At 73.2% G+C, this 18,258-nt stretch carries 18 protein-coding genes and 4 tRNA genes; 11 read left to right on the top strand and 11 right to left on the bottom strand.

Translation table 11 applies throughout. From position 1 onward, the window contains the following. Nucleotides 1-48: 48 nt before the first annotated feature. The 5 genes from ACI79P_RS18720 to ACI79P_RS18700 form a co-directional block, all read right to left on the bottom strand. Entirely contained in the window at nt 49-966 is a 918-nt protein-coding gene (locus ACI79P_RS18720) for an ABC transporter ATP-binding protein (protein WP_456582570.1), read from the bottom strand. After that, nucleotides 963-1,967: an ABC transporter ATP-binding protein gene (locus ACI79P_RS18715; RefSeq protein WP_456582569.1), complete on the bottom strand. Its 1,005-nt coding sequence runs from the start codon at nt 1,965-1,967 to the stop codon at nt 963-965. The genes ACI79P_RS18720 and ACI79P_RS18715 overlap by 4 nt, the downstream gene beginning before the upstream one ends. Continuing rightward, nucleotides 1,957-2,955, bottom strand: a complete 999-nt coding sequence (locus ACI79P_RS18710; RefSeq protein WP_456582568.1) for a branched-chain amino acid ABC transporter permease — start codon at nt 2,953-2,955, stop codon at nt 1,957-1,959. Before ACI79P_RS18710 ends, ACI79P_RS18715 begins: the two co-directional genes overlap by 11 nt. A 3-nt stretch (nt 2,956-2,958) precedes the next feature. Further along, nucleotides 2,959-4,314, bottom strand: a complete 1,356-nt coding sequence (locus ACI79P_RS18705; protein ID WP_456582567.1) for a branched-chain amino acid ABC transporter permease — start codon at nt 4,312-4,314, stop codon at nt 2,959-2,961. Between the two features lie 154 nt (nt 4,315-4,468). Next, complete coding sequence (locus ACI79P_RS18700) at nt 4,469-4,900, bottom strand: PaaI family thioesterase (RefSeq protein WP_456582566.1); 432 nt, start codon at nt 4,898-4,900, stop codon at nt 4,469-4,471. Nucleotides 4,901-4,992: 92 nt separating this feature from the next. On the opposite strand from ACI79P_RS18700, the gene polA reads away from it, so the two are divergent. Then, complete coding sequence (polA, locus tag ACI79P_RS18695) at nt 4,993-7,731, top strand: DNA polymerase I (RefSeq protein WP_456582565.1); 2,739 nt, start codon at nt 4,993-4,995, stop codon at nt 7,729-7,731. Nucleotides 7,732-7,848: 117 nt separating this feature from the next. Then, nucleotides 7,849-8,916 carry an AI-2E family transporter gene (locus ACI79P_RS18690; RefSeq protein ID WP_456582564.1) on the top strand — a complete coding sequence of 356 codons (1,068 nt, stop codon included), beginning with the start codon at nt 7,849-7,851 and terminating at the stop codon, nt 8,914-8,916. 4 nt (nt 8,917-8,920) lie between these two features. Here the strand turns inward: ACI79P_RS18690 and ACI79P_RS18685 are convergent, their stop codons facing one another. Beyond that, nucleotides 8,921-9,772: a class I SAM-dependent methyltransferase gene (locus ACI79P_RS18685; RefSeq protein WP_456582563.1), complete on the bottom strand. Its 852-nt coding sequence runs from the start codon at nt 9,770-9,772 to the stop codon at nt 8,921-8,923. Nucleotides 9,773-9,991: 219 nt separating this feature from the next. Here ACI79P_RS18685 and rpsA point away from each other — a divergent pair, with 219 nt between their 5' ends. Then, nucleotides 9,992-11,455: a 30S ribosomal protein S1 gene (gene rpsA / locus ACI79P_RS18680; RefSeq protein ID WP_456582562.1), complete on the top strand. Its 1,464-nt coding sequence runs from the start codon at nt 9,992-9,994 to the stop codon at nt 11,453-11,455. A gap of 225 nt (nt 11,456-11,680) precedes the next feature. Here rpsA and ACI79P_RS18675 read toward each other — a convergent pair whose 3' ends face one another. Next, nucleotides 11,681-11,941: a hypothetical protein gene (locus ACI79P_RS18675; protein WP_456582561.1), complete on the bottom strand. Its 261-nt coding sequence runs from the start codon at nt 11,939-11,941 to the stop codon at nt 11,681-11,683. 147 nt (nt 11,942-12,088) lie between these two features. Between ACI79P_RS18675 and coaE the strand changes: the two genes are divergently transcribed. Then, complete coding sequence (gene coaE, locus ACI79P_RS18670; RefSeq protein WP_456582560.1) at nt 12,089-12,685, top strand: dephospho-CoA kinase; 597 nt, start codon at nt 12,089-12,091, stop codon at nt 12,683-12,685. Between the two features lie 228 nt (nt 12,686-12,913). Here the strand turns inward: coaE and ACI79P_RS18665 are convergent. The 4 genes from ACI79P_RS18665 to ACI79P_RS18650 form a co-directional block, all read right to left on the bottom strand. Then, nucleotides 12,914-12,988: transfer RNA gene (locus ACI79P_RS18665), tRNA-Val, on the bottom strand. A gap of 57 nt (nt 12,989-13,045) precedes the next feature. After that, nucleotides 13,046-13,116: transfer RNA gene (locus ACI79P_RS18660), tRNA-Cys, on the bottom strand. Nucleotides 13,117-13,157: 41 nt separating this feature from the next. Continuing rightward, nucleotides 13,158-13,230, bottom strand: a tRNA-Gly gene (locus ACI79P_RS18655). Nucleotides 13,231-13,324: 94 nt separating this feature from the next. Beyond that, the gene (locus tag ACI79P_RS18650; RefSeq protein ID WP_456582559.1) at nt 13,325-13,789 is read right to left on the bottom strand and encodes an SsgA family sporulation/cell division regulator; all 465 of its coding nucleotides are present in this window, start codon (nt 13,787-13,789) and stop codon (nt 13,325-13,327) included. Nucleotides 13,790-13,916: 127 nt separating this feature from the next. On the opposite strand from ACI79P_RS18650, the gene ACI79P_RS18645 reads away from it, so the two are divergent. The 7 genes from ACI79P_RS18645 to ACI79P_RS18615 all read left to right on the top strand — a co-directional run bounded on the left by ACI79P_RS18645 (nt 13,917) and on the right by ACI79P_RS18615 (nt 18,121). Then, nucleotides 13,917-14,567, top strand: a complete 651-nt coding sequence (locus tag ACI79P_RS18645) for a sigma-70 family RNA polymerase sigma factor (RefSeq protein ID WP_456582558.1) — start codon at nt 13,917-13,919, stop codon at nt 14,565-14,567. Further along, on the top strand, nt 14,564-15,361 hold the full coding sequence (locus tag ACI79P_RS18640) for an anti-sigma factor (RefSeq protein WP_456582557.1): 798 nt from the start codon (nt 14,564-14,566) through the stop codon (nt 15,359-15,361). The genes ACI79P_RS18645 and ACI79P_RS18640 overlap by 4 nt, the downstream gene beginning before the upstream one ends. Before the next feature lie 26 nt (nt 15,362-15,387). Continuing rightward, complete coding sequence (locus tag ACI79P_RS18635) at nt 15,388-15,852, top strand: TIGR02611 family protein (RefSeq protein WP_456582556.1); 465 nt, start codon at nt 15,388-15,390, stop codon at nt 15,850-15,852. Nucleotides 15,853-15,878: 26 nt separating this feature from the next. Continuing rightward, nucleotides 15,879-15,950: transfer RNA gene (locus ACI79P_RS18630), tRNA-Val, on the top strand. Between the two features lie 99 nt (nt 15,951-16,049). Then, nucleotides 16,050-16,433 (top strand): HNH endonuclease, encoded by a 384-nt coding sequence (locus tag ACI79P_RS18625; protein ID WP_456582555.1) that lies wholly within the window; start codon nt 16,050-16,052, stop codon nt 16,431-16,433. 10 nt (nt 16,434-16,443) lie between these two features. Continuing rightward, nucleotides 16,444-16,989, top strand: coding sequence for an MOSC N-terminal beta barrel domain-containing protein (locus tag ACI79P_RS18620; RefSeq protein ID WP_456582554.1), 546 nt, complete (start codon nt 16,444-16,446; stop codon nt 16,987-16,989). Between the two features lie 10 nt (nt 16,990-16,999). Further along, a complete protein-coding gene (locus tag ACI79P_RS18615) occupies nt 17,000-18,121 on the top strand; it encodes a CapA family protein (protein WP_456582553.1) in 1,122 nt (373 codons plus the stop codon). Nucleotides 18,122-18,258: the final 137 nt, after the last annotated feature.

Raw genomic sequence — 18,258 nt, 5'->3', positions numbered from 1 at the left:
CAACCCCGTGGGGGGTCACCGGCGCCGTCGTCGTGCGCGCGGGAGGTGCTAGTGCGCCTTGGCGAGGGTCCCCAGGTAGAGCTCGATGACCTTGGGGTCGTGCATGAGCGACTCGCCGGTCGCGGTGTAGGCGTTGCGGCCCTGGTCCAGGACGTAGCCGCGGTCGCAGATCTGCAGGCAGCGCCGGGCGTTCTGCTCGACCATGATGATCGAGACCCCGGTCGCGTTGATCCGGCGGCACCGGATGAAGACCTCGTCCTGGTAGGCGGGGGAGAGGCCCGCCGAGGGCTCGTCGAGCAGCAGCACCGACGGCTCCATCATCAGCGCCCGCCCCATGGCGACCATCTGACGCTCACCGCCCGAGAGCGAGCCGGCCTTGATGCGGCGACGCTCGCCGAGCATGGGGAACAGCTCGGCGACGTAGTCGAACCGCTCCCTGAACGCCTTGGGGCGCAGGTAGGCGCCCATCTGCATGTTCTCCTCGATGGTGAGCGAGGGGAACACGTTGTTGTTCTGCGGCACGTACCCGACGCCCAGGGACACCAGCCGGTGCGCGGGTGCGGAGGTGATGTCCTCCCCGCGCAGCGTGACCGCGCCCGACCGGACCGGGATCAACCCGAAGAGGGTCTTGAGCAGTGTCGACTTCCCGGCCCCGTTCGGGCCGATGATGCCGACGAGCTCGCCCTCCTGCAGGTAGAAGTCGCACCCGTTGAGGATGTTGACGCCGGGCACGTAGCCCGCGACGAGCTCGTCGGCGCGCACCAGCGCGCCCTCCGCGAGCCTGGTGTGCTCGGGGCGGGTCGCGGCGAGCTCGGCGGGGGAGAGGCCGGCGGTCGCGCCGTCGCGGTCGCCCGCGGCGTCGGTGGCCGCCGGGGCGTCGCCGCCCTGGTCGACCGGACGGTCGAACTCGTACTCGGGGTTCGTGCTGGTGCGGGGGTCCTTGCCCGCCCCCGGATCGATCGTCATCGGTCGCCGCCCTTCCGGTGCGTGCCCTCGGAGCCCAGGACGTCCCCGTCCCGGGTGTTCTGCCGCGCGATCGCCTCCTCGGCCTCCGCGAGCTGCGCCTCCTCCTCCTCGACGGTGAGGGGGGCGTCGTGGTGGGCGCCGAGGTAGGCGTCGACCACGGCCTGGTTCTGGCTGATCGACTCCGGCGGGCCCTCGGCGATCACGTTGCCCGCGGCCATCACGACGACCCAGTCGCTGATGTCGCGGACGACGTCCATGTCGTGCTCCACGAAGATGACCGTCATGCCCTGCTCGCGCAGGTCCTTGACGTGGCCGAGCAGGCTCTGCGTCAGGGCGGGGTTCACCCCGGCCATCGGCTCGTCCAGCATGACCACCTTCGGGTCGCTCATCAGCGCCCGGGCCATCTCCAGCAGCTTGCGCTGTCCACCGGAGAGAGTGCCGGCGAACTCGTCCTTCTTGGTGTCGAGCTTGAAGCGGCGCAGCAGCTCGAGCGCCTTCTCGGTGTTGGCCTTCTCCTGCGCCCGCCACAGGCCGGGCACCAGCGCGGAGAAGAAACCCTCACCCTTCTGCCCCTGGGCCCCGAGCAGCATGTTCTGCAGCACGGTGAGCCGGGACAGCGCCTTGGTGAGCTGGAAGGTGCGGACGACGCCGAGGCGGGCGACCTGGTGCGAGGGCAGCTTGCCCAGCGGGCGGCCGTCGAAGGACCAGGTGCCGCCGTCGGGCTGGTCGAACCCGGTGAGCAGGTTGAACAGCGTGGTCTTGCCGGCGCCGTTCGGGCCGATCAGCCCGGTGATGCCGCCGCGCTGGATCTCCAGGTGGTCGACCGAGACGGCGGTCAGGCCGCCGAAGGTGCGGGTCACCCCGTCGACGACGATCGTCGGGTCCGGCTTGGCGACGCCGATCTCCCACGGGATGTCCCGCAGGGCTGCCTGGGCGAGCCGCTGCGGCGCGGCGCCGGTGGACGCGGCGTGCGCGCCGGTGGGGATGGGCTCAGCGGGCATCGAGCATCACCTCTCGTCGGTCACCGAAGATGCCCTGCGGCCGGAACACCAGCAGCAGGATCAGCCCGAGACCGATGATGACGAAGCGGATCTGTGCGACGTCGGTCGTCGAGAGCAGGCCCTCGGGGATGACGCCGGTCTGGATGAGGCTCCGGAGACCGGAGTCGGCGAACTGGATGATGAAGTACATCAGCATGGCGCCGGCGACGGGACCGAGCACGCGCGCCGCGCCACCGAGGATGAGCGCGCCGTAGGCGAGGAACGTGTTGGCGTTCTGGTACTGGTCCGGCGTGGCCGAGCCCGTGCCGAGGGCGTAGATCATGCCGCCCAGGGCCCCGAAGACGCCACCGAGGACCAGCGCCTGCATCTTGTAGACGTACACGTTCTTGCCGAGGGCGCGGACGGCGTCCTCGTCCTCGCGGATCGACTTCACGACCCGGCCCCACGGGCTGCGGACCAGGCCCCAGATGAGCAGGCAGGCCAGGGCGACCAGGGTCCAGCCCACCGCGGTCACCCACAGGTCCGCGCCGCTCCAGAAGGTGCCCAGCAGCCGGTACCGGCGGCTGGTGTCCCACGGGGCGAGCTGGACGAAGGCGTTGTTGAAGCCGGAGATGCCGCGGGAGCCGTTCGTGACCGGTGTCGCGGAGACCGATCGGAAGAGCAGGCGGAGCCCCTCCGCCGTCGCGATGGTCGCGATGGCCAGGTAGTCGGCGCGCAGCCGCAGCGTGGGCAACCCGAGCAGCAGGGCGAGGAGGACGGCGCCGGCGATGCCGATGGCCACGCCGACCCAGAAGTTGAGCCCCCACTGGCTGACCGAGACCGCGATGCCGTAGGCGCCGACCATCGCGAAGGCGATCTGGCCGAAGTTGAGCAGCCCGGTGTACCCGAACTGCATGTTGATGCCGAGCGCCAGCAGGGCCAGGAACACGGCTTGGAAGCCGAGGCCCGCCTTGACGGCGATCGCCAGTGCGTCGATGAACTCACCCATTGCTCAACCCACCCGAACCCGGCTGCCGAGGATGCCCTGCGGCCGCACCATGAGGATCACGATCAGCAGCAGGAGCCCGCCGACGTACTTGATGTCGTTCGGGATGACCAGCGTGGACATCTGCACGAAGACGCCGACGACGATGCTGCCGACCAGGGCGCCGTAGGCCGTGCCGAGCCCGCCCAGGGTGACGCCGGCGAACATCAGGAGCAGCAGGCGGAAGCCCATGTCCCACTGCACCTCGTCCGAGAGGCCGAGCAGCACGCCGCCCAGGGCCGCGAGCGCGCCGCCCATCATCCAGACGACCAGGATCACCCGGTTGACGTCGATGCCGGAGGAGGCCGCGAGGTCGCGGTTGTCGGCGACGGCGCGCATCGCCTTGCCGATGCTGGTGCGCTGCAGCATGAGCGCGACCAGCACGAGCACGACGAGGGCGATGACGATCGAGTAGAGGTCCTTGTCCGTCAGGTTGAAGGGGCCGTAGTCGACCGCCCGCTGGCCCCGGTAGTCGGCGTAGGCCTCGGAGCTGCCGCCGAAGAAGATCTGGTAGCCGTAGCGGAGCAGCAGCGACAGGCCGATGGAGATGACCAGCGCGGCCACCAGCCCGGTGCCCCGCCGCCGCAGCGGCCGCCACAGCAGCCGCTCGTTGGCCGCGCCGATGAGGGCGCCGATGAGCATCGCCAGGAGGGCGGCCGGGATGAGCGGCACCCCGCCGTCGACGTTGATGAACCAGGCGACGATCGCCCCGATGGTGACCAGCTCGCCGTGCGCGAAGTTGGTGAGCCCCGTGGTGCCGAAGATGAGCGAGAGGCCGACGGCGGCCATGGCGATCAGCAGCCCGAAGCGCAGGCCGTCGACCAGGAGCTGGATCCAGAGGACCGTGCCGCCCCCGGAGTTCCGGCTGCCGTCGTCCAGGCCGATGATGACGCCCTGGTTGCGGCCGGCGTCGACGGTGACGGTGCGGCTGTTGCCCGCGGCGAACTCCACGCCCTCGGGCAGCGCGTCCTCGGGGACGGTGACCGTGTACTCACCGGGGCCGGGCACCTCCACGGAGAAGCGGCCGTTCTCGTCGGTCTCGTCGGTGCCGACCTCGTCACCGGCGGGGGTCGTGACGACGACCTCGACCCCTTCGATCGGTCCGCTGAGGCTGGTGCGCAGGGTGCCCGAGACGGATTCCCCCTGGGCGTGCGCGACACCGGGGGTCAGCGTGGCCAGGCCGGCGGTGAACAGCGCGACCAGCAGCAGGTGCAGGGCGGTGAGGCCCCTGCGGCGCGCTGCACCGGCCGGCGTCCGAGACCCTGCTCGCGCGGGCCTGCTTCGTCGACCGTGCCGGCGGACACGGCCCGTCGGGTGCGTCACTCGACCTCCTCGGCGGATTCGTTGAGGTCGGAACCTAACGCAGTTGCCGGGCCCTGCCGCCACCATGCGCCGAGCTGTGACCTTTCCGCGACACGCCGTGGCGTCAGGGTCGCGCACAGTGGTGAAGACCCGGCGCGGTCGGGTGACGGGTGGCTCAGCCCGCGTCGCGGCCGGCCGGGCGCCGCGCGGCGAGCGTCATGCAGGTCAGCCGCGCGGTGGCGGTGCGCCGTCCCTGGTCGTCGGTGACGTCGATGAGGAAGGTGGAGAGCGTGCGGCCCCGGCGCACCGGCGTGCAGACGGCGGTCACCGTGCCCGCGGTCGCCGCGCGGAGGTAGCTGACGTTGAGCTCGATGCCGACGACCTGCCGGTCCGGCCCGGCGCCCACGGCCGCGGCCATCGACCCGATCGTCTCCGCGAGCGTGCAGGTGGCGCCGCCGTGCAGGAGGCCGAAGGGCTGCTCGTTGCCCGCGACCGGCATCGTCGCGACCAGCCGGTCGGGGTTCCAGTCGGTGATCCGCACGCCGAGCTTGTCGTCGAGGGGGCTGCTGATGCCGTCGGGCAGCCAGTCCGGGGGAGGGGTGCTCACGGCACGGCACGGTAGTGGCCCCGTCGCAGGGACCCGCGGCGAGCGTGCGAGTCGTGGGAGGCGACGGGGTCCTTTCACTACGATCGGCGGCGATGTCCGCTCCGGTCTCCACCTCCGCGCCCGCCGCCCCTCCGAGCTCGGGCACCCGCCCGCGGCTGCTGCTCCTCGACGGGCACTCGCTGGCCTACCGGGCGTTCTTCGCGCTGCCGGTGGAGAACTTCTCGACCACCACGGGCCAGCCGACGAACGCCGTCTACGGCTTCACGTCGATGCTGATCAACATCCTGCGCGACGAGCAGCCCACGCACCTCGCCGTCGCCTTCGACGTCGGCCGGAAGACGTTCCGGAGCGAGATCTTCGCCGAGTACAAGGCCAACCGCGCCGAGAGCCCGACCGACTTCCGCGGGCAGGTAAGCCTCGTGCAGGAGGTCCTCGGCGCGCTGCGCGTCCCGGTCATCACCGCCGAGGGCTACGAGGCCGACGACGTCATCGCCACGCTCACCGTGCAGGCCGTCGAGCAGGGCATGGACGTGCTGATCGCCACCGGCGACCGCGACGCCCTGCAGCTGGTCAACGACCACGTCACCGTGCTGTACCCGCGCAAGGGCGTCTCGGACATGACGCGCTTCACGCCAGAGGAGGTCGAGACCAAGTACGGCCTGTCGCCCGCGCAGTACCCCGACTTCGCGGCGCTGCGGGGCGACCCCAGCGACAACCTGCCCAGCATCCCGAGCGTCGGCGAGAAGACCGCCGCCAAGTGGGTGCGCGAGTACGGCTCGCTGGACGCCCTCGTCGACCAGGTGGACACCGTCAAGGGCAAGGTGGGGGAGAAGCTGCGCGAGCACCTCTCCTCCGTGCTGCAGAACCGGCGGCTCACCGAGCTGGACCGGCAGGTGCCGCTGGAGGTGGGGCCGGCCGACCTCGCCGTCCAGCCGTGGGACCGCAACGAGGTGCACACCCTCTTCGACAACCTGCAGTTCCGCGTGCTCCGCGACCGGCTCTTCGCCACCCTCACCAGCGCCGAGCCCGAGGTCGAGGGCGGCTTCGACGTCACCGTCGACGAGGTGCCGGCCGGCGGGCTGGGCGCCTGGCTCGACGCGCACGCCCGCACCGGCCGCACCGGTCTGATCTTCCGCGGCACCTGGGGGCGCGGCGCCGGCGAGCTGACCGGCCTGGCCCTGGCGGCGGCGGACGACCACACCGCCTTCGTCGACCTGGGCCCGGCCCTGGACATCGCGGACGAGCAGGCGCTGGCCGCCTGGCTCGCCGACGCCGACCGGCCGAAGGTGGTGCACGAGGTCAAGGGCCCGCTGCTGGCGATCTGGGCCCGCGGCTGGGAGCTCGCCGGGGTGGTCAGCGACACCGCGCTCGCCGCCTACCTCGCGTTGCCGGGGCAGCGCTCCTTCGACCTCGGCGACCTGGCGGTCCGCTACCTGCGCCGGGAGCTCAAGGACGCCGCCGAGCCCGAGGAGCAGCTGACCCTCGACGGCCTGGGCCCCAGCGAGGACGACGTCGCCGCCGAGGCCGCGAAGGCCGACGTCCTCAAGGCCGTGGCGGTCAACGACCTCTCCGACGCGCTCGAGCAGGTGCTCGGCCAGCGCGGCGGCGGCCACCTGCTCGGCGAGATCGAGCTGCCGCTGACGTTCGTGCTGGGCCGCATGGAGCACCGGGGAATCGCCGCCGACCTGGACTTCCTGCACGAGCTGCAGCGGGAGTTCGCCGAGGGGGTCGCCGCCGCGGCGGCCGAGTGCTACGCCGTCATCGGCCGCGAGGTGAACCTCGGCTCGCCCAAGCAGCTGCAGATCGTGCTCTTCGACGAGCTCGGCCTGCCCAAGACGAAGAAGAACAAGACCGGCTACACCACCGACGCCGAGGCGCTGACCAACCTGCTCGCCCAGACCGGGCACCCGTTCCTCGAGCACCTCATGCGCCACCGCGACGTCACCCGGCTGCGCACCGTCATCGACGGGCTGATCCCCATGGTCGACGACGCCGGGCGGATCCACACCACCTTCCAGCAGACCATCGCGGCGACCGGGCGGCTCTCCTCGACCGACCCGAACCTGCAGAACATCCCGATCCGCACCGCCGAGGGCCGACGGATCCGCCAGGCCTTCGTCGTCGGGCAGGGCTACGAGTCGCTGATGACGGCCGACTACAGCCAGATCGAGATGCGGATCATGGCGCACCTCTCGGGCGACGAGGGGCTCATCGAGGCCTTCATGTCGGGGGAGGACCTGCACTCCTTCGTCGCCTCGCGCGCGTTCGACATCCCGATCGAGGAGGTCGACCCGGAGATGCGCCGCCGGATCAAGGCGATGAGCTACGGGCTGGCCTACGGGCTCTCCGCCTACGGGCTGTCCGGGCAGCTGCGCATCTCCGTCGAGGAGGCGCGCGAGCAGATGCACGCCTACTTCGAGCGCTTCGGCGGCATCCGCGACTACCTCGACGGCGTCGTGGACGACGCCCGCCAGACCGGCTACACCGAGACGACGCTGGGCCGGCGGCGCTACCTGCCCGACCTCACCAGCGACAACGGGCAGCGCCGGCAGATGGCCGAGCGCATGGCGCTCAACGCCCCCATCCAGGGTTCCGCGGCCGACGTCATCAAGGTGGCGATGCTCAACGTGGAGAAGGCGATCGCGGCCGAGGGGCTGGCCTCGCGGATGCTGCTGCAGGTCCACGACGAGCTCGTGCTCGAGGTCGCGCCGGGGGAGAAGGAGGCCCTGGAAGAGCTGGTCCGCCGGGAGATGGCGGGCGCCGCGCAGCTGTCGGTGCCGCTCGAGGTCTCCGTCGGCGTCGGCGCGAGCTGGGACGCCGCGGCCCACTGACGGCGGGCCGGCGGGGCGTCACCAGCAGGCCGGGCCGCGCGTTACAGCCTGTTGTCGATTCCGGCCGGCGGGGCCGGAGGACGTGTCAGGCCCGGCGTCCCGGTCCACACCGGGTCCATGGGCTCTCCACCACCGACGGAACCGACCCGTCCCGCGGTCCCCGCCTGGCTGGCCACGTCCTCGGCCGTGGGCGGCCGGTTGCTCGTCCTCGCGGTGCTGCTGTGGCTCCTCGCCGGCTTCGCGGTCAAGGTGACCTTGCCGCTCGTGGCCGTCCTGGTCGCGCTGCTGGTCGCCGGGATCCTGGCGCCGCTGGTCGAGTGGGGGCACGGCCGCGGAGCCCCGCGCTGGCTGGCGGCCGGCTCCGCCGTGCTGCTCCTGGTGGCCGTCCTCGGCGGTGCGCTGCTCGCCATCGGCGCGCGGGTCGCCGGCCAGCTGCCCCAGCTCCGCGGGCAGTTCCAGCAAGCCTCCTCCGACCTCTCCCAGCGCTTCGGGATCGACCTGCCGAGCTTCGGCTCCGCCGGCTCCGGCGGGGGCGGATCGGGCGGTGGGACCACCGCCGGCGACCTGCTCGCCCCCGCGCGGACGGTGGCCGAGGTGGTGATCGGCGCCTTCCTGGTGGTCGCCCTGGCCTACCTCTTCCTGCACGGTGGCCCGGGGATCTGGCGCTGGCTGCTGGGGAAGTTCGGCGGCCGGCTGCGGGAGGACGTCGACGCCGGCGGCCGCGCGGCCTGGACCACCGTGGGCGGCTACGTCCGCGGCCTGACGATCGTGGCGCTCTTCGACGCGGTGGGCATCGGGGTCGGCCTGCTGGTCATCGGCGTCCCGCTGGCGCTGACCCTCGCGGCGCTGCAGTTCCTGGCGTCCTACATCCCGACGATCGGCGCCTTCGTCGCGGGGCTGGTCGCCGTCGTCGTCGCCTACGCCTCCGGGGGGCTGGCCACCGCCGCGCTGGTCCTGGGGCTGGTCGTGGTCGTGCAGCAGCTCGGCAACTCGTTCGTGGAGCCCTACGTGATGCGCAACCGGCTGCCCCTCAACGCCGCGACGGTGCTGCTCGCGGTCACCGTCGGCGGGGTGCTGTGGGGGATCGCCGGGGCGCTGCTGTTCGTGCCGCTGGCCGCCGCGATCTCCGCCGCCGCCCACGAACTGTGGGTGCGGCACGGGCGCCGGCCCGTCGCGGGCGGCTGACCCCTCACGCGGGCGCGCGGCAGACCAGGATCAGCGTGCCCGGGACCAGGGCGCCGCGCTCGGGGGACCACTGCCCCCAGTTCTCCGTGCGGCCGGGCGTCCACTCCGGCTCGACCAGGTCCTCCAGCACCAGCCCGGCGCCCACGACGGCGCGCACCCAGTCGCCCACGGTGCGGTGGTGCTCCACGTAGACGGCCCGGCCGTCGTCGTCGGTCTCCACGTAGGGGGTGCGGTCGAAGTAGGAGGAGACGATCCGCAGGTCCTCCGGGTCGGGGGAGTCGGGGAACGGCCAGCGCATCGGGTGGTTGACCGACGCGACGAAGCGCCCACCCGGTCGCAGCACCCGGGCCACCTCCCGCAGCGCCCCCTCGACGTCGGCGACGAACGGCAGCCCGCCGAACGCCGAGCAGGCCAGGTCGACGCTGGCACCGGCCAGCGGGAGCGCACCGGCGTCGGCCTGCAGCAGCGGGACGCCGATGCCGGTGGAGCGGTTGAGCTCGGCGGCGTGCGCGAGCATCCCGGCCGAGAGGTCCATCGCCACGACGTCGGCGCCCGCGGTCCGCAGCCACCGGGCGCACGGCGCCGAGCCGCAGCCGATCTCCAGCACCCGACGGCCGGCGACCTCGCCCAGCAGGTGCGCGTCCGCCTCGCGCAGGCCCTCGGGGCACCACAGGAAGTCGGCGTCACCGAGGTCGGAGCCGTGCTCGGCGAGGTACGCCGGCGCCGCCGCGTCCCACCACCGGCGGTTGGCCCGCGCCGACTCCTCGGTCCCGGCGGCGCGGCGGGCCACCCCGCCCGCCGCGGGGTAGCCGTCGCTGCCGAGGGGGAGGCCCGGGCCGGCGGAGGGTGCGCTCATGACACGCCGATCGTGACACGCCGCCGACCGGGGAAGACCGGTCGCACCCAGGTGGACCGCGCGCGCCCGGCGTCCGTACCATGGAGAGGCGCCAGAGGTCTGTCGTGCCCTTCCCCTCCGGGAATGCCCGCGCCGGTTCTCCCCGCTGTACCTCCCCGCGGTCCGACGGCCGCGGGTCGTCCTGTCCCTACGCATAAACCGTCCGGAGCAACCAACCACATGACCTCCACTCAGGTCCGTCCTTCCAGCACCCCCCAGGTCGCCATCAACGACATCGGCACCGCCGAGGACTTCCTCGCGGCGATCGACCAGACGATCAAGTACTTCAACGATGGCGACATCGTCGAGGGCGTCATCGTCAAGGTGGACCGGGACGAGGTGCTGCTGGACATCGGCTACAAGACCGAGGGCGTCATCCCCTCGCGCGAGCTGTCCATCAAGCACGACGTCGACCCCAACGAGGTCGTGAGCGTCGGCGACGAGGTGGAAGCCCTGGTCCTCCAGAAGGAGGACAAGGAAGGGCGGCTGATCCTCTCCAAGAAGCGTGCGCAGTACGAGCGCGCCTGGGGCACGATCGAGGCCAAGAAGGAAGCCGACGAGGTCGTCACCGGCACCGTCATCGAGGTCGTCAAGGGTGGCCTCATCCTCGACATCGGCCTGCGCGGGTTCCTCCCCGCCTCGCTGGTCGAGATGCGCCGCGTCCGCGACCTGCAGCCCTACGTGGGCCGCGAGCTCGAGGCGAAGATCATCGAGCTCGACAAGAACCGCAACAACGTCGTCCTCTCGCGCCGCCAGTGGCTGGAGCAGACGCAGTCCGAGGTGCGCAGCGAGTTCCTCAACAAGCTCGCCAAGGGCCAGGTGCGCTCGGGTGTCGTCTCCTCGATCGTCAACTTCGGTGCGTTCGTGGACCTGGGCGGCGTCGACGGCCTCGTGCACGTCTCCGAGCTGTCCTGGAAGCACATCGACCACCCGTCCGAGGTCGTCGAGGTGGGCCAGGAGGTCACCGTCGAGGTCCTCGACGTCGACCTGGACCGCGAGCGGGTCTCCCTGTCGCTGAAGGCGACGCAGGAGGACCCGTGGCGTCAGTTCGCCCGCACGCACCAGATCGGGCAGGTCGTGCCCGGCAAGGTCACCAAGCTGGTCCCCTTCGGTGCGTTCGTGCGCGTCGACGAGGGCATCGAGGGCCTGGTGCACATCTCCGAGCTGGCCGAGCGCCACGTGGAGATCCCGGAGCAGGTCGTGCAGGTCGGCGACGAGATCCTGGTCAAGGTCATCGACATCGACCTGGACCGCCGCCGGATCTCGCTGTCGCTCAAGCAGGCCAACGAGGGTGTCGTCGGCGACGAGGAGACCTTCGACCCGGCCGCCTACGGCATGGCCGCCTCCTACGACGAGCAGGGCAACTACATCTACCCCGAGGGCTTCGACGCCGAGACCGGCGAGTGGCTCGAGGGCTACGACGAGGCCCGCGAGACGTGGGAGCGGCAGTACGCCGAGGCCCAGGCCCGCTTCGAGGCGCACCGCAAGCAGATCGCGGCGGCCAAGGAGGCCGACGCCGAGGCTGCGGCCGGCGGCAGCTACTCCAGCGCCGAGCCCACGCCGGACGCCCCGAGCACCGGTGGCACGCTCGCCAGCGACGAGGCGCTCGCCGCGCTGCGCGCGAAGCTGGCCGGCGGCGAGTGATCTGAGGGTCTGAGACCCGCAGGCACCGCACGTCGGAGGCCCAGGACCCGGTGGTCCTGGGCCTCTGGCGTTTCCGGGCCCGGCGCCCCTGGGAGCGGCGGGTGCACCGAACTCCGCGAGCACGACGAAGGCCCGGGGACGGTGTCCACGGGCCTTCGTCGGAAGCCGGGTGCACGGCCCGCTCCTGTGCGCTGCCCCACCGCGAGGGCGGGGCGGGCGGGGCGGCTACAGGCTGAGGATGATGGCGAACGCCGTGCGGGGGCGCCCGCCGGAGCCCGCGAGGAAGCTCCAGGTGTGCCGGCCGGTGGTCGGCGTGGAGAACATCCAGCGCAGCAGCGAGCTGCGGTGGGCGACGGCGGGGCGCTGGTACTGCATGCGCTCCCGGACGGCCGGGATGTCGGCGCAGCGCACGCCCGTGGCAGAGCCGAGCCGGTGCCGGCCGGCGGCGCGGGACGACGGGGACGCAGCGGGCGTGTGACGGGACATGTTCTCGGTCCACCTCTCTCAGCGGGGAAGATCGCCGGGGCAGACGTTAACGGTGGTGCGCGTGTGACTGCTGCGACGCGCCCGGCGCGTCGCCGGCGTGTTACCTCGCCGTGATCTCCGGGAGGGATGGGTCGCTACTGTCCGTGCGTGCTGAGGATCGGACTGACGGGCGGGATCGGCTCGGGCAAGAGCACCGTGTCCAGGTTGCTGGCCGAACGTGGCGCCGTGGTGGTGGACGCCGACCTGATCGCCCGGGAGGTGCTCGAACCAGGGACGCCGGGCCTCGCCGCGGTCGTGAGGGAGTTCGGCGAGGGGGTGCTGGCCGAGGATGGCTCCCTGGACCGGGCGGCGCTGGCGGCCATCGTCTTCTCCGACGAGGAGGCGCGGCGGCGTCTCGACGCCCTGGTCCACCCGCTCGTGCGGCAGCGGTCGGCCGAGCTGGTCGCCGCGGCTCCCGAGGACGCCGTCGTCGTCAACGACGTGCCGCTGCTCGTGGAGACCGGGCAGGCGGGGAGCTACGACCTCGTCGTCGTCGTGGAGACGCGGCAGGAGATCCGCGTGGCCCGGCTGGTGGAGCGGGGCCTGACCGAGGCCGACGCGCGCGCCCGCATCGCCGCCCAGGCGACCGACGAGCAGCGGCGCGCTGTCGCCGACGTCGTCCTCGACAACAGCGGGAGCCTGCAGCACCTGGCCGAGCAGGTCGACCGGTTCTGGTCGGAGCGGGTCCAGCCGATCCGTGGCTGACGGGGACGCGCTGCTCCGTCGCCGCCGGCAGCTCCTGCTGTGCCTCGGCCCGGCCCTGGCCTCGCGGCGACGGTTGCGCCAGGAGGTGGCCCGCGAGGGGGCGGCCGCGTCGGCTCGGTCTCGCCATGCGGAGGACGGCGACCGTCTCGTCGGCGACCTCGACCTCCGCCGGTAGGCCGCCGGAACGACGAGGCCCCGGGCGCCTGTCGGCATCCCGGGGTCTTCGTGTGGTGGGCGATACTGGGTTCGAACCAGTGACCTCTTCCGTGTCAAGGAAGCGCGCTACCACTGCGCCAATCGCCCGATCCGGCCGGTGGGCCGGCTCCCTCCTCCGCGCTCGTGCCCCGCGAGGAAGCGACGAGGTGGAGACGGGATTTGAACCCGTGTAGACGGCTTTGCAGGCCGTTGCCTCGCCTCTCGGCCACTCCACCGCACGCGGGCACCAGTCTCTCGACCGGTGCCCGAGGTTCCGAGCGGACGACGGGATTCGAACCCGCGACCCTCACCTTGGCAAGGTGATGCTCTACCAACTGAGCCACGTCCGCGTTACGGGAAGAACTCTAGCGGACGCCCTGAGGGGGCGTGCAGGGGGGGTCCCCCACCCGTCCCCCCGGCGGCCTGCCGGAGCGTTTCCGCTGGTCAGCGCCCCGGTGCGTCGGGTCCGCCGTTGGACAGCAGGGCGTCGAGCTCCTGGTCGAGCTGCAGCAGCGCGCCCTCCGAACCCGACGGCACCAGGGCCTCGGTGTGCCGGAGGAAGGCCGAGACCGTCGCGCGGGAGAGCTCGAAGAGGGCCTCTCCCGACGGGGCGCGCAGGTGCAGGTAGAGCAGGTCCGACGTCGCGCGCGCCGGCCAGATCCGGACGTCGCCGTCGCCCGCGGGGTGCTCGAGACCGGCCTGGAGCAGCTCGCGGCTGACCAGCCAGGCGATGCCCTCCTCGCCGTCGACCGCGCCGTCCTGCTCGCCGGCGTCACCGAAGGCGATGCGCACCGCGTAGGGGTCGGTCGGGTCGTAGCACAGCAGCGCCGGGACCTCGGTCCACGACCGCGGGCCGACCAGCTGAAGAGTGATGGGCGAGATGTGGCCCGAGGTCCATCGGCTCGTCATGACAGTTCCAACGAGCGCGCTTGGCAGAAGTGACGTGCTGGGTCTCGTCGAGTCACAGCAGCATCATGCGTCACGGACGGGTGTTGCAAACCGGATGGGCGCGTCGCACCGAACTCCTCGTGTGACGATGGGCGCCGTGAGCCGACCGGTCCTCCGGCCGGAGGACGGCGTCGGCGACGTCGAGATCCTCCGGCGCATCCGTGCCGGGGACCGGGACGCCGTCGACGAGCTGTACCAGCGCTTCCGCCGGCCGGCGTTCGCCCTGGCGCGGCGCATCCTCGCCGACGACGGTCTGGCCGAGGACGTGCTGCAGGACGTGTTCCTCGGCGTGTGGCGGGACCCGGACGCCTACGACCAGGCCCGCGGCAGCTTCTCGTCCTGGCTGCTGGCCGTCGTCCACCACAAGGCGGTCGACGCCGTGCGCCGCGAGGAGTCGCAGCGCCGTCGTCAGCACCGGGCCGAGGACGAGGCGGCGCTCGAGGGGCCGGTGGCCGCCCGGGACGTCGAGGACGACGCCTGGTCCCGCGTGGTGTCCCAGCAGGTGCGCTCCGCGCTGGGCGAGCTGCCCGCGGCCCAGAAGGAGGCGCTGACGCTGGCCTACTACGGGGGCTACACGCAGCGGGAGGTGGCCGCCCTGACGGGGACGCCGCTCGGCACGGTCAAGACCAGGATGCTGGCCGGGATGCGCCGGCTCCGGTCGGAGCTCGGCGGGCTGGCCGGCCCGCCAGGGGGCAGTGCGCTGGAGGGCGGCTCGCCGGTGGACGGGACGACGCGATGAACGGCGAGCACGCGTACGACGAGCTCGCGGTCGGCTGGGCCCTGCACTCGCTCGAGCCGGAGGACGACGCCCGGTTCGCGCGGCACCTGTCCACCTGCGAGCGCTGCGCCCGCACGGTGGCCGAGACCTCGGAGCTCATGGCTGCCATGGCGCACGACCTGCCGGTCGCCGAACCCTCGCCGCAGCTCCGCGACCGCCTCCGGGCCGCCGTCGACGCGACCGAGCAGCTGCCGCCCCGGGCGGCCACCGAGGCGCCGGCTCCCGCACCCCTTCGCAAGGAGGCGCCTCCGGCGCCCCGCCCGGCACCGGGGCGGCGCAGGCTGCTGCCCCGGGCGCTGGTCGCGGCGGCGGTCGCCGGCGTCGTCGGGCTGGGCGTGTGGGTGGCCGCGCTGGACCGCGCCCGTGACGACCTGCGTTCCACGGTCGCCGCCCAGGAGGAGGTCGTGACCGAGCTGCTGCGCCCCGGCCGGGCCACGATCGCGCCGCTGACCGCCGAGGACGAGCGCCAGGTGGCGACCGTGGTGGTCCGGGAGGGGGTAGTCCAGGTGGTCACCGACGGGCTGGAGCGCAACGACACGTCGTCCACGACCTACGTGGTGTGGGGGCTCGGCGCCGGGGACCCGGTGGCGCTCGGGGAGTTCGACGTCGTGCGTTCGCAGATCGAGGTCCGGGCCGTAGGCTCCGAGGGGACCGGCCTCGACGACTTCCCCGCATACGGCATCAGCATCGAGCCCGGTCGGCAGGCTCCGTCGGCACCGACGGAGGTAGTGGCGACCGGGCAGGTGACCAGCTGAGCGCGCGAGAGACGACGACGGGACCCGTGGCTGAGGCGCGCCAGCAGCCGGAGACCCCGGGCGAGCGGCGGGCGCGGTACGACAACGACGACGTGCACAGCCTGCGCGAGCGCATCGCCGGGGCACGCTGGCGCCGGCGTCTTGCACTGCGCCGTGGCTTGAACCACAGCTACCGGGTGGGCGTCGGCATCGTCGGCAGCCTGATCGTCGCCATGGGCCTGCTCACCATCCCGCTGCCCGGCCCGGGCTGGCTCACCGTGCTCGCCGGCCTGTTCATCCTGGCCACGGAGTTCACCTGGGCCGAGCGGACGCTGGAGTTCACCAAGCGCCACGTCACCCGCTGGACCGAGTGGGTCGGCGCCCAACGGGTCTGGGTCCGGCTGCTCATCGGGCTCGCGACCGCCGCGTTCGTGTACGGCATCCTCGTCGTCTCGCTGCACCTCATGGGGGTGCCCGACTGGGTGCCGGGGTGGGTGCCGCTCTGGCGGTGAGCGTCTGGCACAATCGGATGCGCAACGGGCGATTGGCTCAGTGGTAGAGCGCTTCGTTCACACCGAAGAGGTCACTGGTTCGAACCCAGTATCGCCCACCGGCACGCAGGGCCAGGGAAACCCGGAGACGGGGGAACCTGGCCCTGCGTCGTCTCTCGGCGGGTGCGGGGGCGCGGATCGCGGGACCATGGACGGCGATGACCGCGCAGCCCGACCGCGCCGCCCGGCTCCAGCTGGTGCTGGACCGCGACGGCCCCACCTGCGTGTGGTGCGGGCGCACCTTCTCCCCGCTGGTCACCCCCACCACCGAGCACGTCGTGCCCCGCGTCAAGGGCGGGCCGTCGTGGCTGGAGAACGAGGTGGCGGCGTGCCGCCGGTGCAACGGGGAGCGGGGGCACCGCAGCCCGGTCGAGTGGCTGGAGGAGTGCCGCCGGCGGGGGTGGCCGGCCGACGCGACCCGCCTGGCCCGCGCCCTGGACGGCCTGGCCGTGGCGATCGCCCGCACCGGTGGCCAGCGGCGGGCCCGCCCCTACCTGGACGCCCAGCTCCGCCGCCTGCGCCGGTCCCGGCCGGCGGCCTAGGGTCGGTGCCGTGACGACGACCGGGCGCGTGGCGCGCATCTGGGTCTACCCCGTGAAGTCCCTCGGCGGCACCGCCCGGGAGAGCGTCCACGTGGACACGGCCGGTCCGGCGGGCGACCGCGCCTGGACCGTCGTCGACGCGGCGAGCGGCGAGGTCGTGCGCGGCAAGCACGCCCCGGGCCTGGCCGTGCTCACCCCGACCGGCGACCCCGACGCCGATGCCCGGGCGGTCACGGGGGCGCTCGGCCGCCCGGTGCGGATCGAGCCGGCGCCCGACGGCTCCGCGGCCGACGCCGCTCCCGTGCACCTGGTCTCCCGCCAGGCGATCGACCGGGCCGCGGCCGGCGACGTCCCCGAGGGCTGCTCGGTCGACGATCCGCGCGCCAACGTGCTGCTCGACCTGCCCGACGACGACGAGCGCACCTGGGTCGGCCGCGAGCTGCGCATCGGCACCGCCCGGCTGACCGTCGTCCGGACCCCCAAGCACTGCCTGGGCGTCTACGCCGAGGTCCGGCAGCCCGGCGAGATCTCCGTCGGCGACCCCGTGCTGCTCTAGCTCGTCGCCCATGCGTCGCTGGTGGGCCGCCGGGGCGGCCGCGCTCCTGCTGACCGGCTGCGGCAGCGAGGCGGGTGCGCCCGCCGAGCGGGCCGGGGACCCCGTCGCCACGGCCCCCGCCGGGACCCCGGAACCGCCGCCGGAGCCGGAGAGCTTCACGCTCGTGGCGACCGGCGACGTGCTGGTGCACCAGGGGCGGGCGCTGACCTCCGGCGCGCTCCGCCCCGACGGCTCCTACGACTTCAGCGGTGTGCTCGCGCCGGTCTCCGGGATCATCGGCGGGGCCGACCTGGCCATCTGCCACCTGGAGACGCCGGTGGCGCCGGAGGGCGGGCCGTACCGCGGCTACCCGAGCTTCAACGTCCAGCCCGAGATCCTCGAGGCGCTGGCCGGTGCGGGCTACGACGTGTGCTCGACGGCGTCCAACCACTCGCTGGACGCCGGCTTCGACGGGCTCACCCGCACCCTCGACGCCCTGGAGCAGGTGGGGATCGCGGCCACCGGCACGTACCGCACCGAGGGGGAGGGCGCGGAGCCGACGATCGTCGACGTGGACGGCGTGCGGGTGGGCCACGTCGCCGCGACGTTCAGCCTCAACGGGGTGCCGCTGCCCGCGGGCCGGGAGTGGTCGGTCGACGTCGTCGCGGTGCCGGACGTCTCCGGGATGCTGGCCGGGGCGGCGCGGGCGCGGGCCGCGGGCGCGGACGTCGTCGTCGCCAGCCTGCACTGCTGCCAGGAGTACGACCACGACCCGACGGAGGGCCAGGCCGCCGCGGCCCGTGCGCTGCTCGCCTCCCCGGACGTCGACCTGGTGCTGGGCCACCACGCGCACGTGGTGCAGCCCTTCGAGCGCATCGACGGCGAGTGGGTCGCCTACGGCCTGGGCAACCACATCGCCGAGCACGCCACCCGGGGCTACCCGACGGAGGACTCGGTGGCCGCGCGCTTCACCTTCACCCGCGGGGACGACGGCCGGTTCGCCGTCTCGGCGGCCGAAGCGGTGCCGCTGCGCATCGAGTTCGGCGCGGGCGTGCGGGTGGTGCCGGCCGACCCGGTCAGCTTCGCGCGGATCGTCGACGTCCTCGACGGTCGGGGCGCGGTCGCGGCCGGGCTGGAGGTCGTCCGGGACTGAGCCGGGCGCGCACTAGGCTCGGGACCGCAGAACGGGGGGGGGGGGGGGGCCCCCCCCCCCCCACCCCGCCACCCCCCCCGCGCCCCGCGCCCGGGTCGCCGTCGCCCCCCCCGCCCCCCCCCCCCCCCGCCACCACG

The sequence above is a fragment of the Blastococcus sp. SYSU DS0510 genome, assembly GCF_054050835.1.
Note: the sequence above shows the minus strand (reverse complement) of the source record. Positions and strands in the feature narration are given on the sequence as shown.